This is a genomic window from Rhodococcus sp. 2G (assembly GCF_001886355.1).
Taxonomy (GTDB): domain Bacteria; phylum Actinomycetota; class Actinomycetes; order Mycobacteriales; family Mycobacteriaceae; genus Rhodococcus; species Rhodococcus pyridinivorans.
Genome location: NZ_CP018063.1, coordinates 3,231,081 through 3,244,788 on the forward strand (window position 1 = coordinate 3,231,081; position 13,708 = coordinate 3,244,788).

The following is a 13,708-nucleotide window of genomic DNA, read 5'->3' on the forward strand; positions in this document are numbered from 1 at the left end:
CGAACCCACCTGCACCAGGAACAACGTACCGATACACTCTGTATGCACGCAAGCCACGCAAACCGGTCGATACCGGCCGTGACAACACCCGCGATAGTCCTGTCCGTTCGAGGCACGAGAACGAGGCCCGACCCCACCGGAGTGGGATCGGGCCTCGTGTGGCTCAGGGGCGGATCAGAAGTCCATGCCGCCCATGCCGCCGGTCGGGTCGCCCACGGGAGCGGCGGCCTTCTCCGGCTTGTCGGCGACGACGGCCTCGGTCGTCAGGAACAGAGCCGCGATCGACGCAGCGTTCTGCAGCGCCGAGCGGGTGACCTTGACCGGGTCGTTGATGCCCGCTTCGAGCAGGTCCTCGTAGTCGCCGGTCGCAGCGTTGAGGCCGTGGCCGGCCTCGAGGTTGCGGACCTTCTCGGCGACGACGCCGGGCTCGAGGCCGGCGTTGAAGGCGATCTGCTTCAGCGGCGCCTCAAGAGCGACCTTGACGATGTTGGCACCCGTAGCCTCGTCGCCCTCAAGCTTGAGGTCGTCGAGAACCGGAGCGGCCTGCAGCAGGGCCACGCCACCACCGGCGACGATGCCCTCTTCGACGGCAGCCTTCGCGTTGCGGACGGCGTCCTCGATGCGGTGCTTGCGCTCCTTGAGCTCGACCTCGGTCGCGGCACCGGCTTTGATGACGGCGACGCCGCCGGCCAGCTTCGCGAGGCGCTCCTGCAGCTTCTCACGGTCGTAGTCCGAATCCGACGCCTCGATCTCGGCGCGGATCTGGTTGACGCGACCGGCGATGGCGTCGGGATCGCCCGCGCCCTCGACGATGGTGGTCTCGTCCTTGGTGACGACGACCTTGCGGGCCTGGCCGAGCACCTCGATGCCGGCGGTCTCGAGGGAGAGGCCGACCTCTTCGCTGACGACCTCGCCACCGGTGAGGATGGCGATGTCGGCGAGCTGGGCCTTGCGACGGTCACCGAAGCCCGGAGCCTTGACGGCGACCGACTTGAAGGTGCCGCGGATCTTGTTGAGGACCAGGGTGGACAGAGCCTCGCCCTCGACGTCCTCGGCGATGATCAGCAGCGGCTTGCCCGACTGGATGACCTTCTCGAGCAGCGGCAGCAGGTCCTTGACCGTGGAGATCTTGGAGCTGACGAGCAGGATGTAGGGATCCTCGAGCACGGCCTCCTGACGCTCTGCGTCGGTGGCGAAGTAGAGGGAGATGTAGCCCTTGTCGAAGCGCATGCCCTCGGTCAGCTCGAGCTGGAGGCCGAAGGTGTTGGACTCCTCGACGGTGATGACGCCTTCCTTGCCCACCTTGTCGATGGCCTCGGCGATGAGCTCACCGATCGCGGGGTCGCCGGCGGAGATGCCTGCGGTGGCGGCGATCTGCTCCTTGGTCTCGACCTCCTTGGCGGTGTCGAGCAGCTTGGCGGTGACGGCCTCGACGGCCTTCTCGATGCCGCGCTTCAGGCCGAGGGGGTTGGCGCCCGCAGCAACGTTGCGCAGACCCTCGCGGACGAGCGCCTGGGCGAGCACGGTAGCGGTGGTGGTGCCGTCACCCGCGACGTCGTCGGTCTTCTTGGCAACTTCCTTGACCAGCTCGGCGCCGATCTTCTCGTACGGATCCTCGAGCTCGATCTCCTTGGCGATGGACACACCATCGTTGGTGATCGTGGGGGCGCCCCACTTCTTCTCGAGAACGACGTTGCGACCCTTGGGGCCCAACGTCACCTTGACTGCGTCGGCGAGGCTGTTGAGGCCCCGCTCGAGGCCGCGACGGGCCTCTTCGTCGAACGCGATGATCTTGGCCATTGCGAAGTGATCCTCCGGGTATGGGGGTGACACCGGAGCGATCGCTCGTCGGATCGCTCCATGTACGCCTTCGGCCGGAAGCAGTGCCCGCGACGGACGACCAGGGGTGTCGAAAACCCGGTCTCACCCTACCGACCTGGCACTCACGTGTTGCGAGTGCTAAGTGCATTTTTAGCACTCGGGGGTGGCGAGTGCAAGACTACCGGCACCTGCCACCCCCGTCACGAAATCCGCGAAAGACCGACTACACGGTCGTCCGGATCATCGGTGCCGCGCTCGCTCAGCGCGGCGTCGAACCGACCCCCACGGCGCACCACTGTCCCGTCGCGGTGTTGACCGCGAACGACTGGGCTCCGACGCACGTGACGCCGGTGGTGTCGGCCGTGGCGCCCGACCCGTAGCCGGCCACCGACAGGGTCGTCGCCGGACCCTGAGCCCACGAGTGGCTCAGTCCGCCGCCGAGCGCGTAGGCGAACGACCGGCCGCCGTCACGGGCTGCACTGAGCGCCGTGCCGAAGCCCGTCGCGTGGGCTTCGGCGGCACCGGCCGACTCGGCGACCGACACCGCGGTGCCGCTGTCGGCGGCATACGCGCGAGCGAAGGCGTCCTCGGCGGTGGCGCCGCAGCTGGCGGTATCGGACACCAGGATGTCGTTGGCAGAAGGAGGCGACACACAGGTCACCGGCGCCGCTGCGGCGGTACCCCCACCGAACAGCGCAGCCGAGGCCACACCGACGGCGACGAGTACACCGGCCCGGAACGAACGGCGCGCGGTGAGAACGGATCGGAAGGAACGAATGGACAAGAACGGGCTCCTCTGCACTGGAGTGCCTCTTCGCGAAAGGCTGCGTCTGCGCGAACTGGGGAACGAGCGCCCCGCGCGAACGGGGGGCCGGCGCCCCGGCGGTAGGGTACCGATCACATGCGTCTCACGCGAGACCGCCTGTCACAGACTCTCGAGGAGCCCCGGGAGAGCGGCGACGGAGTCGATGACGTGGTCGGGACGATCGACCGCCAGGTCCAGGACGGATTGCCGAAACTTTCCGGTACGCACCAGGATTCCCGTCATACCGAGGCGTTGCCCCGGGACGACCTCGCCCGCGATGTCGTCGCCGACGACCACCATCCGATCCGGTTCGACACCCATCCGCTCCGACGCGACGAGGAAGCCGCGCAGCGACGGCTTGCCCACCGCCACTACCGACCGGCCGGTGAGCTCCTCGAGTCCGGCCAGGTAGACCCCGGTGTCGATGCGCAACTCGTCGGCGGCCTGCCACGCGAGCGCCCGGTGCATCGCGACCACCGGAACGTCCTCGAGCATCAGTTCGGCGACGCGACTCATCGCCCGGTGCGTGAAGGCATCTCCCGCGCCACCGAGGATCACCACTTCCGGATCGTCCTCGTCCAGCACGAGACCGTCGAGATCCGCGGCGATGTCGCCCTCGTTGAGGACCCAGCAGCGCAGACCCGGATAGGTCTGCCGGACGTGGTCGACGGTGAGGGACACCGCGGTGACGATCTCGTCCGGCGACACCTCCATCCCGAGATCGGTGAGCCGCTGCGCGATCTCGGCGCACGTCCGGGAGGTGGTGTTGGTGAGGAAGGCGCGGCGGACGCCGTCGGCACGCAGTCGTGCCAGGACATCCGCCGCGCCCGGGACGGGCTGCCACTCGGTGACGAGCACGCCCTCGATATCGAACAACACCCCGTCTACACGCGTCATGCATCGAGCCTATCCGCGTGCGTGCCTACGGCGACAGGCTCGGCTCACACGCTTCCGGCGAGACGCTCGGCGAGCAGGCGGGTGAACCGCGCCGGATCCTCCACCTCGCCACCCTCGGCGATCAGCGCCATGCCGTGGAGCAGCTCGGCGACGTCGGCGAGCGAGGCGTCGTCCGGACGCTGTTCCCGGGCCGTGCGCAGACCCGACACGAGCGGGTGATCGGGGTTGAGTTCCAGGATCCGCTTGACCCGCGGCACCGGCTGACCGGACGCCTTGTACATCCGCTCGAGGGCGGGCGACATGCTGAAGGTGTCGCCGACGATGCACGCCGGGGAGGACGTCAGGCGCGACGAGAGCCGCACGTCCTTGACCTGCTCCTCGAGGGTCTCCTTCATCCACGACAGCAGGTCGCCGAACTCCTTCTCCTTCTCCTCGCGTTCGGCTTCGGCGGCCTTCTTCTCGTCCTCGGTACCGAGGTCGACGTCGCCCTTGGCGATCGACTGGAAGCGCTTGCCCTCGAATTCCGGAACGGAGGTCACCCACATCTCGTCGACGGGGTCGGTCAGGAGCAGCACCTCGATGCCCTTGTCGCGGAACGCCTCCATGTGCGGGGAGCTCTCGAGCAGCTGCCGCGACTCGCCGGTGAGGTAGTAGATCGCGTCCTGGCCGTCCTTCATGCGCTCGACGTAGCCGGCGAGCGTGGTCTGCTCCTCCTCGCTCGCCGTCGAGTCGAACGACGAGATCGCCAGCAGCGTGTCGCGGTTGTCGGTGTCGGAGATCAAACCTTCCTTGACGACCCGGCCGAACTCGCGCCAGAACTTCGTGTACTTCTCGGGTTCCTTCGCGGCCATGTCCTTGACGGTCGCGAGGACCTTCTTCGTCAGGCGGCGGCGGATGGCCCGGATCTGCCGGTCCTGCTGCAGGATCTCACGAGAGACGTTGAGCGACAGGTCCTGCGCGTCGACCACACCCTTGACGAAACGCAGGTACTCGGGGACGAGATCCTCGCAGTCGTCCATGATGAACACGCGCTTGACGTACAGCTGCACGCCGGTGCGCCGTTCGCGGGCGAACAGGTCGAAGGGCGCGTGCTCCGGGATGAACAGCAGCGCCTGGTACTCGAAGGTGCCCTCGGCCTTGAGCGGGATGACCTCGAGCGGCTCGTCCCAGGCATGGGCGATGTGCTTGTAGAAGTCCGTGTACTCCTCCTCGGAGACCTCGTCCTTCGAGCGCGCCCACAACGCCTTCTGCGAGTTGAGGGTCTTGGTCTCGAAGGTCACCTCGTCGGTGCCGTCCTCCGACTTCGTGGTGCGCGAGACCTCCATGCGGATCGGCCACGCGATGAAATCCGAGTACTTCTTGACGATCTCCTCGAGCTTCCACTGCGAGGTGTAGTCGAACAGGTGGTCCTCGGCATCCTCGGGCTTGAGATGCAGGACCACCGAGGTGCCCTGGGGCGCGTCGTCGACCTCGGCGATCGTGTAGGTGGATTCGCCGCTGGACTCCCAGCGCGTACCGGTCTTCTCCCCGGCCTTGCGGGTGACGAGCGTGACCTTGTCGGCGACCATGAACGACGAGTAGAAGCCGATACCGAACTGGCCGATCAACTCCTCGGAAGCGGCGGCGTCCTTGGCCTCGCGCAGCTTCTGCCGGAGTTCGCCCGTGCCGGACTTCGCGAGGGTGCCGATGAGATCGACGACCTCGTCGCGGTTCATGCCGATGCCGTTGTCGCGCACGGTCAGGGTGCGCGCATCCTTGTCCACCTCGAGCTCGACGTGCAGGTCGGAGGTGTCGACGTCGAGATCCTTGTTTCGGAAAGACTCCAGCCGGAGCTTGTCCAGGGCGTCCGACGCGTTGGAGATCAACTCGCGCAGGAAGGTGTCCTTGTTCGAGTAGATCGAGTGGATCATCAGATCCAGCAACTGCCGCGTCTCGGCCTGGAATTCACGCTGTTCGACGTTCGTACTCATTCCGGGTTCCCTTTCCACAAGCAGAACTTCCCCGGAAATAGTAAGCCGTCCGCGAGTCCGGCCCGTTCGCGCTTCCGGGTCCATGATGGAGGTGCAGGCTTCGTCCATCACAGGAGGTTGCGATGACGGTTCGTCGGACAGTGGTCGTCGGTGCGGGCATCGTGGGTCTGTCCACCGCGTGGTTTCTGCAGGATCGAGGCATCGAGGTCACGGTGCTCGATCGGGTCGGCGTGGCGGGTGACGCCTCGTGGGGCAACGCCGGGTGGCTCGCGCCGGCACTGACCCTGCCGCTACCCGAGCCGGGGGTGCTGCGTTACGGCTTGCGCTCGATGTTCCGGCCGTCGTCGCCCGTCTACGTGCCGCCCACGACGGATGTGCGGTTGCTGCGCTTCCTCGCCGACTTCGCCCGGCACTGCACGAGACGGCAGTGGACGTCGTCGATGAAGGTCTTCGCGCGCGCCAACCGCCTCGCCCTCGATGCCTACGACGATCTCGCCCACGGGTCGGGCGACACGATCGTCACCGAACCGACGCGGGTCGCCGATCCGTTCCTCGCGGCGTTCACCTCGGACGACGACCGTCGGCTGCTGGTCGAGGAGTTCGAGCACGCGCGTGCCGCCGGCAGCGAGATCGACTTCGACCTGCTCGACACCGACACGCTGCATTCGCTCGAACCGCTGCTCGGGGACTCGGTGCGGGTGGGTCTCCGGATCCGGGGGCAGCGGTTCATCGATCCGCCGCGGTTCGTCGCCTCGCTGGCGCACGCGGTCCGCGCCCGGGGTGCGGAGATCGTCACCGACGTCGACGTCGAGGAGGTGCGCGACACCGGTCGCGGGGTGGATGTCGTCGTGGCCGGTGGGCACTCGCGGTCGGCGGATGCGGTGGTACTCGCGAACGGAGCGTGGCTCGGGTCGCTCGCCCGGCCGTTCGGCGTGCGCACGCAGGTCCAGGCCGGTCGCGGCTACAGCTTCAGCGTGCGGCCGCCGAGCCTGCCGAAGAACCCGGTCTACTTCCCGGCCCAGCGGGTGGCGTGCACACCCCTCCAGGACCGTTTCCGGGTCGCGGGAATGATGGAGTTCCGCAGTCCCGACGCCCCGCTCGACCCGCGACGCATCCGGGCGATCGTCGACGCGACCCGTCCGCTGTTGCGTGAGGTCGACTGGGACGGGCGCAGCGAGGAGTGGGTGGGCTCACGGCCGTGCACGGCGGACGGGCTCCCGTTGATCGGCCGCACCCGTTCGGATCGGGTGTACGTCGCCGGCGGGCACGGGATGTGGGGTGTGGCGCTCGGTCCCCTCACCGGACGGCTGCTCGCCGGGTCGATGACCGGCGAGCCGGATCCGTTGCTCAGGTCGTTCGATCCGCTGCGCTGACCGGTCCGGGTTCGAGACGGTCGCGCACGCGGTCGAACCATTCGAGGACGGCCCGTTCGTAGAGGATGCCGAAGTCGAGGGTCGCCGCGGCGTGCGGCGGGAGGATGTCGGCCGCCGCCTGCTGTTCGTAGGCGGCGAGCTGCTCCTCGTGTCTGCGGCGATGCTCGGCGAGCATCGAGGCGAGGCGCTCGGGCGAGAGGTGATCGCCGAAGGCGACGGTCAGCAGCAGCGGATGGCGGATGTTCTCATCGCCCGGTTCGCGGTCGATCCATTCGGCGAAGGCCGTGCGTCCGGCCTCGGTCAGCAGGTAGGGCTTGCGGTCGCGCGGGCCCTTCTCCCCTGCCTCGATCAGTCCCTGCCGTTCCATCGCGGCCAGTTCCCGGTAGACCTGGCTCGTCGTCAGCGACCAGAACTTGCCGATGCGCGCCTGTGCGGTGGACACCACCGGCCCCGGTATCGCGACATCGCCGCTGCGCGTCTCCGATGCCGAGCGCGAAACGATCGTGGAGGAGCTCGGGCGCCATCTCACCGCCGGACGGTTGACGATCGGCGAGTTCGACGAGCGTGTGGCCCGGGTCTACCGCGCCGTGACGCAGGACGACGCCGGCGCCGTTCTCGCCGACCTGCCGTCGACACTCGTTCCCACCCCGTCCCCGCCGGCCGGCAAACCGTTCCCACGTCTGCGCCTGCCGCTCCACCAGCGCATCGAATGGGGAGCATGGGCCACCGTGGGATCGATCAATCTCGTGGTGTGGGCACTGGTCTCGCTCGGAACGGCCTCGTCGATCTACTTCTGGCCGATCTGGGTCGTCGTTCCGTGGGGCATCGTGCTGGCGGTGCGCACCGCGCTCGGGGTCGAGGGCGGGCCCGGCCGCCGCAGTGTGCCCGGTGGGCGCGAGAACAATGGTCCGGCGGGTCCGACCTGTCTGCGATAGTCGGGACCAGCCGTGCCCATCCCGGGCATCCCGCACGCCGGAGACGGAGCTGCCGATGTTTCTTCTCGACGACAGGCTGGTCTTCGGCGCCGGAGATCTCACCCGCGCCGCCTCGTGCGAGTTCGCAGTGCTCCGCAACCTCGACTCGACGCTCGGTCGGCTCCCGCGCCCCGACACCGAACCCGACGCAATGCTCGACCGTGTCGCCGCACTCGGCGGCCGCCACGAGCAGCGCGTCCTCGACCGCTTCCGCGCGCAGGTGGGTGCGGAGAAGGTCGTCGAGATCGCCCGGCCCGAGTACACCGCGCAGGCGCTCACCGAGGCGGCGCAGGCCACCGTCGACGCCGTCCGGGCCGGCGCGCCCGTCGTCTATCAGGGCGCTTTCTTCGACACCGGCTTCTCCGACACTGCCCCCGATCCGCTCGGCATGATCGGCTTCTCCGACTTCCTCGTCCTCGAGGACGACGGCTACGCCGTCTACGACAGCAAACTCTCCCGGCACGCGAAGGTCGAGGCCCTGCTCCAGCTCGCCGCTTACGCGGACGCACTCGCGCGCACCGGGACGCCGGTGTCCTCGCACGCGCATCTCGTCCTCGGCGACGGCTCGATCGCCTCCTACCCGCTCGCGGAGATCGTGCCGGTCTATCGGCACCGACGCGCCTGCCTCGAAACCCTTCTCACGTCGCACCGCGCTGCCCCCGGGCCGGTGCGGTGGGGAGCGGGTGGGCACACCGCCTGCGGTCGCTGCGACGACTGCACTCCGGAACTCGAACGTCACCGCGACCTGCTGCTGGTCGCGGGGATGCGCAGTACCCAGCGGCTGCGGCTGATCGAGGCGGGCGTGTCGACCATCGACGACCTCGCCGCATGCGCGGCACCCGTCGACGGGATGGCGCGCCGCACCTTCGACGCCCTGCGCGCCCAGGCACGGGCGCAGCTCGAGGAGGAGAGGCGGGACAGTCCCTATGCGGAGGTCTACGACGCCACCCCGCTCGGCATCCTGCCCGCGCCCGACGAGGGCGACATCTTCTTCGACTTCGAAGGCGACCCACTGTGGTCCGAGGGCGGCAGTTCCGAGTGGGGACTCGAGTACCTGTTCGGCGTCGTGGAGGGACCGGCCGACGCACCGATCTTCCGGCCCTTCTGGGCACACGACCGTGAGCAGGAGCGGCAGGCACTGCTGGACTTCCTCGACTACGTCACCGACCGCCGGCGTCGCCACCCGAGGATGCACGTCTACCACTACGCCCCGTACGAGAAGACGGCGTTGCTGCGGCTGGCCGGGCGCTACGGCGTCGGCGAGGAGATCGTCGACGACCTGCTGCGCGAAGGTGTGCTCGTCGACCTGTACCCCGTGGTGCGCAACTCGATCCGGGTGGGTGCCCGGACGTACGGACTGAAGAAACTCGAACCGCTCTACACCGAGGAGAGCGAGGCACGCGACGGCGATGTCGCCGACGCGGGCGCCTCGATCGTCGCGTACGCCGACTACTGCGCACTGCGCGACGCCGGGCACCTCGAGGAGGCGGAACGCGAACTCGCGTCGATCGCCTCCTACAACGAGGCCGACTGCATCTCCACCCTGCGTCTGCGCGACTGGCTGCTCACCCACGCCCGCGACCACGGCATCTCCCCCACCGAGACGACCCACGACGAGGCCGCTCCCGACGCGCAGGCGCACCCCGTCGAGACGAAACTCCTCGAATACGTCGGCGGTGCACTGGCGGGCGACCGCACCCCGGAACAGCAGGCGGCCGCACTCGTCGCCGCGGCCATGGGCTACCACCGGCGCGAGCGGAAACCATTCTGGTGGGGACACTTCGATCGTCTGGCGACGGCTCCCGACGAGTGGGCGGACGCCCGCGACACGCTGGTCGCGGCGACGTGCACACTCGAGACCGACTGGCACAAGGCCACGCCCCGCCGGCGACTGCTCCGGCGCCGGCTGCGTCTCGCGGGCGAGTTCGAGCCGGGCAGCACATTGCGCGCCGGGCAGGACGTCTTCCTGTTGTACGACGCTCCGGGACCGGACGGACTGCCCGACGGCGGCACCGGGACGCGCGCGTGGTCGCGCGGCGTGGTCGTCGAACGCACCACGGGGACGGACCATCCCGACGTGCTCGTCGTGGACGAGTCGCTACGGACGGACGAGGAGTACTCCGTGCTACCGGTGGCCGTCACACCCGGCGCGCCGATCTCGTCGAAGAACATCGAAGCGGCGATCGCCTCCGCCGCCGAGGCGATGTGCAGCGAGTTGCCGGCTCTGCCGTCGACCGCGGCGGTGGACGTACTGCGCCGCATCCCTCCCCGCCTGCGCTCCGGTGCCGCGCTGCCGCCGCTCGGCGACGACGCGGCCGGCACGATCGTCACGACCGTTCTCAACCTGGAGAATTCGTACCTGGCGGTGCAGGGCCCACCCGGCACCGGCAAGACGTACACCGGGGCCCGGGTGGTGGCGGCGCTCGTGAACGAGCACGGCCGGCGCGTCGGCGTGGTCGCGCAGTCGCATTCGGTGGTCGAGAACATGCTGGCCGGCATCGTCGCCGCGGGAGTGTCGCCGGAACGGGTCGCCAAGGCGAAATGCCAGAGCCCCGATCCGACGTGGACCGCCTTCCCTGACGCGAATTCCCTTGCGGCGCATATCGGTACATCCGCCACCGGCTATGTGGTGGGCGGAACGGCCTGGGACTTCACGAATCCGAACTGCATCGAGCCCGGCAGCCTCGACCTGCTGGTGGTCGACGAGGCCGGTCAGTTCTGTCTCGCCAACACCATCGCCGTGGCCACGGCGGCGTCGAATCTGCTGCTGCTCGGCGATCCCCGCCAACTGCCGCAGGTCTCGCAGGGCACCCACCCCGAGCCGGTCGACGAGTCCGCCCTCGGATGGCTCGCCGAAGGGCACGGTGCGTTGCCCGCCGATCGCGGCTACTTCCTTCCGGTGACCTGGCGGATGCACCCGGATCTGTGCGCGCGGGTGTCCGAGCTGTCCTACGAGGGACGACTGCAGTCGAAGTCCGAGATCACCACGCGCCGCGCGCTCGACGGCGTCCCGCCCGGCGTGCGGCTCGTGGAGGTCGCGCACGAGGGCAATGCGACCTGCTCGCCCGAGGAGAGCGCCGAGATCGTGCGCGCCATCGCGGCCGTGCTCGGCTCGGCGTGGACGGACGACGCCGGCTCCCCGCCGCGACCTCTCGGCGAGGAGGACGTCCTGGTGGTCGCACCGTACAACGCTCAGGTCACCCGCCTACGGCAGGATCTCGCCGCCGCGGGTCTGCACCGGGTCCAGGTGGGCACCGTCGACAAGTTCCAGGGCCGCCAGGCGGCGATGGTGTTCGTGTCGATGACGGCCTCCGCCGTCGAGGACGTGCCGCGGGGCATGTCGTTCCTGTTGTCCCGCAACCGGTCGAACGTGGCCCTCTCACGCGGCAAGTGGTCGGCGGTGATCGTCCGGTCCGGCGCCCTGACCGATCACCTCCCGTCGACACCGGACGGCCTGATCGAACTCGGGGCGTTCATGCGGCTGACCGGAGCCGACCCGACCGGGGCGTGACCGCACTCACATCGTCCGTTAGGATCGACGACGATCCTGTTACCTCCGGTAGCAGATACACGGGACCCGGTTCCCCGAGAAGACCCGGTCCCCCGAGCACAGGAGTACACGTGTCGAAGACCCTCGAGGCCACGATCGAGATCACCGCCTCCCCCGAGCAGGTGTGGCGCGTGGTGTCCGATCTGAAGCGGATGGGCGAGTGGAGCCCGCAGTGCCGTCGGATGATCGTGCGCGGTGGGCCGGTGTCGGCCGGCACCACCACGATCAACATCAACAAGAAGGGGCTGCTGGTGTGGCCCACGACGTCGAAGGTGATCGACTTCGAACCCGGCCGGCGCCTGAGCTTCCGGATCAACGAGAACCGCTCCATCTGGTCGTTCACCCTCGAACCCACCGCCACCGGCACGCGGGTCACCCAGCGGCGCGAGGCGCCCACCGGGACCAGTAAGGTCTCGCAGACCCTGGTCAAGTATGTTCTCGGCGGCACCGAGGCGTTCGACGACGAACTGACGATGGGGATGAACGCGACTCTCGCCCGTCTCAAGAACGAGATCGAGGCGGCCGCGCGGGTCTGACCTTCCCTCCTCGGCTCACGTACGCTGGAGTGCCTGTGGACCGACAGGACCCGCCCGCGAGACGGGCGGGTCCCCTGCGGTCCCGGACCACCGATCGCCAGCGATAAGAGGAGCCCGTGGCACGTAAGCCGACGCCCGCCGGAACACCCCCCACCAGCGGGGTAGCCCACATGGTCGACCTGGTCAGGCATGTCGTACCGCCCATGCATCCGGGCGGTATCCCCTTCGTCGCAGCTCCGCTGGCCGTGGCGACCCTCGGCCGCCGCAAGCCCTGGCTGCGCCGCGCCGGTCTCGCATCGGCACTGGCGTGCGCCACCTTCTTCCGGCACCCGCACCGCGTGCCGCCGAACCGCGCCGGAGTGGTCGTCGCTCCCGCCGACGGTGAGATCGCTCTCGTCGACCATGCCGTGCCGCCCGCCGAACTCGGGCTCGGCAGCGAGGAGCGCCCCCGGGTCAGCATCTTCCTGTCCGTCCTCGACGTGCACGTGCAACGCAGCCCCGTCGGCGGCACCGTCCGCTCGGTGGTCCACACCCCGGGCAAGTTCCTCTCCGCCGATCTCGCCGACGCCAGCGAGGTCAACGAGCGCACCAGCATGCTGATCGAGACGCGCGACGGCGCCGAGGTCGCCGTCGTCCAGATCGCCGGGCTGCTGGCACGGCGCATCGTCAACGACGCGCAGATCGGCGACACCCTGCCGATCGGCGACACCTACGGCCTGATCCGCTTCGGATCCCGGGTCGACACCTACCTGCCGGTCGGGAGCACCCTGCTGGTCGAACGCGGTCAGCGCACCATCGGTGCCGAGACCGTCCTCGCTCAGCTGCCCACGGTGTCGTGAGTCCGCACACGCAGGGTTCGCGTGCGGTCGCGACCGGGCGGTCCCGCAATCGGCCCAACGTCGTCCGCCTGCTGCCGAGCGTCATCACGGTCCTGGCGTTCTCCGCCGGACTGTCGGCGGTGAAGTTCGCGCTCGACGGACAACTCGGCACCGCGCTCGGCATGATCGGCGCCGCGGCCGTCCTCGACTCGCTCGACGGTCGCATCGCCCGCATGCTCGACGCGACCAGCAAGATCGGCGCCGAACTCGACTCGCTGTCGGACGCCGTCGCGTTCGGTGTCGCCCCGGCGCTCGTGCTCTACGTGACGTTGCTCGACGGCAGCCCCTTCGGCTGGATCGTCGCCCTGCTCTACGCAGTGAGCCTCGTGCTGCGACTCGCGCGCTTCAACACCCTGCTCGAGGACGACAGCGTCCCCGCCTACGCACGCGAGTACTTCGTCGGCGTGCCCGCACCGGCGGCCGCCCTCATCGCGCTCGCACCCGTCGCCGCCCACATCCAGTGGGGCGACGGCTGGTGGACCGCCTACGGGCTGGTCGCGGTGTGGATCCTCGGGACGGCCGGGCTCGCGATCAGCCGCATCCCGACCTTCGCGATGAAGTCGGCGTCCGTGCCCGCGCGACTCGCCGTGGTGCTGCTCGTGCTGGTCGCGATGGCGGCGGCCGCGCTGGTCACCTATCCGTTCATCCTCATGCTCGTGCTGGTCGCGGTCTACCTCGCGCACATCCCCTTCGCGGTGCGATCGCGGCGCTGGGTCGCGGCCCGGCCCGAGACCTGGGACATCAAACCCTCGGAGCGACGCGCACTGCGTGCCCGCAACCGCGCGCAGCGTCCGCGTCGTGTCGCCGCCCGGCGTGTCGCCACGTCGGCGAGATCTCAGGCGCGACTCGGGCTGCGCCGTCCGCGAGGACGATGACATGCACGACCCGCGAGGACGATGACATG

10 protein-coding genes and 1 pseudogene are annotated in these 13,708 nt (G+C 69.1%); 6 read left to right on the forward strand and 5 right to left on the reverse strand.

Features of this window, described 5'->3' with window-relative positions; genetic code table 11:
• Positions 1–174: 174 nt before the first annotated feature.
• The 4 genes from groL to htpG form a co-directional block, all read right to left on the reverse strand.
• Entirely contained in the window at positions 175–1,800 is a 1,626-nt protein-coding gene (gene groL, locus BO226_RS15210; RefSeq protein WP_006553623.1) for a chaperonin GroEL, read from the reverse strand.
• A 280-nt stretch (positions 1,801–2,080) separates the two neighbouring features.
• Entirely contained in the window at positions 2,081–2,605 is a 525-nt protein-coding gene (locus BO226_RS15215; protein WP_016691625.1) for a DUF6764 family protein, read from the reverse strand.
• Between the two features lie 141 nt (positions 2,606–2,746).
• Positions 2,747–3,523: an HAD-IIA family hydrolase gene (locus BO226_RS15220; RefSeq protein WP_071935574.1), complete on the reverse strand. Its 777-nt coding sequence runs from the start codon at positions 3,521–3,523 to the stop codon at positions 2,747–2,749.
• 44 nt (positions 3,524–3,567) lie between these two features.
• Positions 3,568–5,493: a molecular chaperone HtpG gene (gene htpG / locus BO226_RS15225; protein ID WP_006553626.1), complete on the reverse strand. Its 1,926-nt coding sequence runs from the start codon at positions 5,491–5,493 to the stop codon at positions 3,568–3,570.
• Between the two features lie 122 nt (positions 5,494–5,615).
• Between htpG and BO226_RS15230 the strand changes: the two genes are divergently transcribed.
• Positions 5,616–6,866: an NAD(P)/FAD-dependent oxidoreductase gene (locus BO226_RS15230; protein WP_071935575.1), complete on the forward strand. Its 1,251-nt coding sequence runs from the start codon at positions 5,616–5,618 to the stop codon at positions 6,864–6,866.
• Here the strand turns inward: BO226_RS15230 and BO226_RS15235 are convergent.
• Positions 6,841–7,311 (reverse strand): annotated as a pseudogene (locus BO226_RS15235) (PadR family transcriptional regulator); the annotation flags it as partial. The gene BO226_RS15230 and the pseudogene BO226_RS15235 overlap by 26 nt on opposite strands.
• Here BO226_RS15235 and BO226_RS15240 point away from each other — a divergent pair.
• The 5 genes from BO226_RS15240 (at position 7,301) to BO226_RS15260 (ending at position 13,679) form a co-directional block, all read left to right on the forward strand.
• The gene (locus tag BO226_RS15240; RefSeq protein WP_232237961.1) at positions 7,301–7,801 is read left to right on the forward strand and encodes a DUF1707 SHOCT-like domain-containing protein; all 501 of its coding nucleotides are present in this window, start codon (positions 7,301–7,303) and stop codon (positions 7,799–7,801) included. The pseudogene BO226_RS15235 and the gene BO226_RS15240 overlap by 11 nt on opposite strands.
• Positions 7,802–7,856: 55 nt before the next feature.
• Positions 7,857–11,351: a TM0106 family RecB-like putative nuclease gene (locus BO226_RS15245; protein ID WP_071935576.1), complete on the forward strand. Its 3,495-nt coding sequence runs from the start codon at positions 7,857–7,859 to the stop codon at positions 11,349–11,351.
• Between the two features lie 110 nt (positions 11,352–11,461).
• On the forward strand, positions 11,462–11,926 hold the full coding sequence (locus BO226_RS15250) for an SRPBCC family protein (protein WP_006553630.1): 465 nt from the start codon (positions 11,462–11,464) through the stop codon (positions 11,924–11,926).
• Between the two features lie 116 nt (positions 11,927–12,042).
• Positions 12,043–12,765 carry a phosphatidylserine decarboxylase gene (locus tag BO226_RS15255; protein ID WP_024101805.1) on the forward strand — a complete coding sequence of 241 codons (723 nt, stop codon included), beginning with the start codon at positions 12,043–12,045 and terminating at the stop codon, positions 12,763–12,765.
• Positions 12,762–13,679, forward strand: coding sequence for a CDP-alcohol phosphatidyltransferase family protein (locus BO226_RS15260; RefSeq protein ID WP_006553633.1), 918 nt, complete (start codon positions 12,762–12,764; stop codon positions 13,677–13,679). The genes BO226_RS15255 and BO226_RS15260 overlap by 4 nt, the downstream gene beginning before the upstream one ends.
• Positions 13,680–13,708 lie beyond the last annotated feature (29 nt).

Excerpts from the sequence above, each read along its gene's own strand:
- BO226_RS15230 (WP_071935575.1), top strand. The coding sequence starts at position 5,616 with ATGACGGTTCGTCGGACAGTGGTCGTCGGTGCGGGCATCGTGGGTCTG.
- htpG (WP_006553626.1), bottom strand. The coding sequence starts at position 5,493 with ATGAGTACGAACGTCGAACAGCGTGAATTCCAGGCCGAGACGCGGCAG.
- groL (WP_006553623.1), bottom strand. The coding sequence starts at position 1,800 with ATGGCCAAGATCATCGCGTTCGACGAAGAGGCCCGTCGCGGCCTCGAG.
- BO226_RS15220 (WP_071935574.1), bottom strand. The coding sequence starts at position 3,523 with ATGACGCGTGTAGACGGGGTGTTGTTCGATATCGAGGGCGTGCTCGTC.
- BO226_RS15245 (WP_071935576.1), top strand. The coding sequence starts at position 7,857 with ATGTTTCTTCTCGACGACAGGCTGGTCTTCGGCGCCGGAGATCTCACC.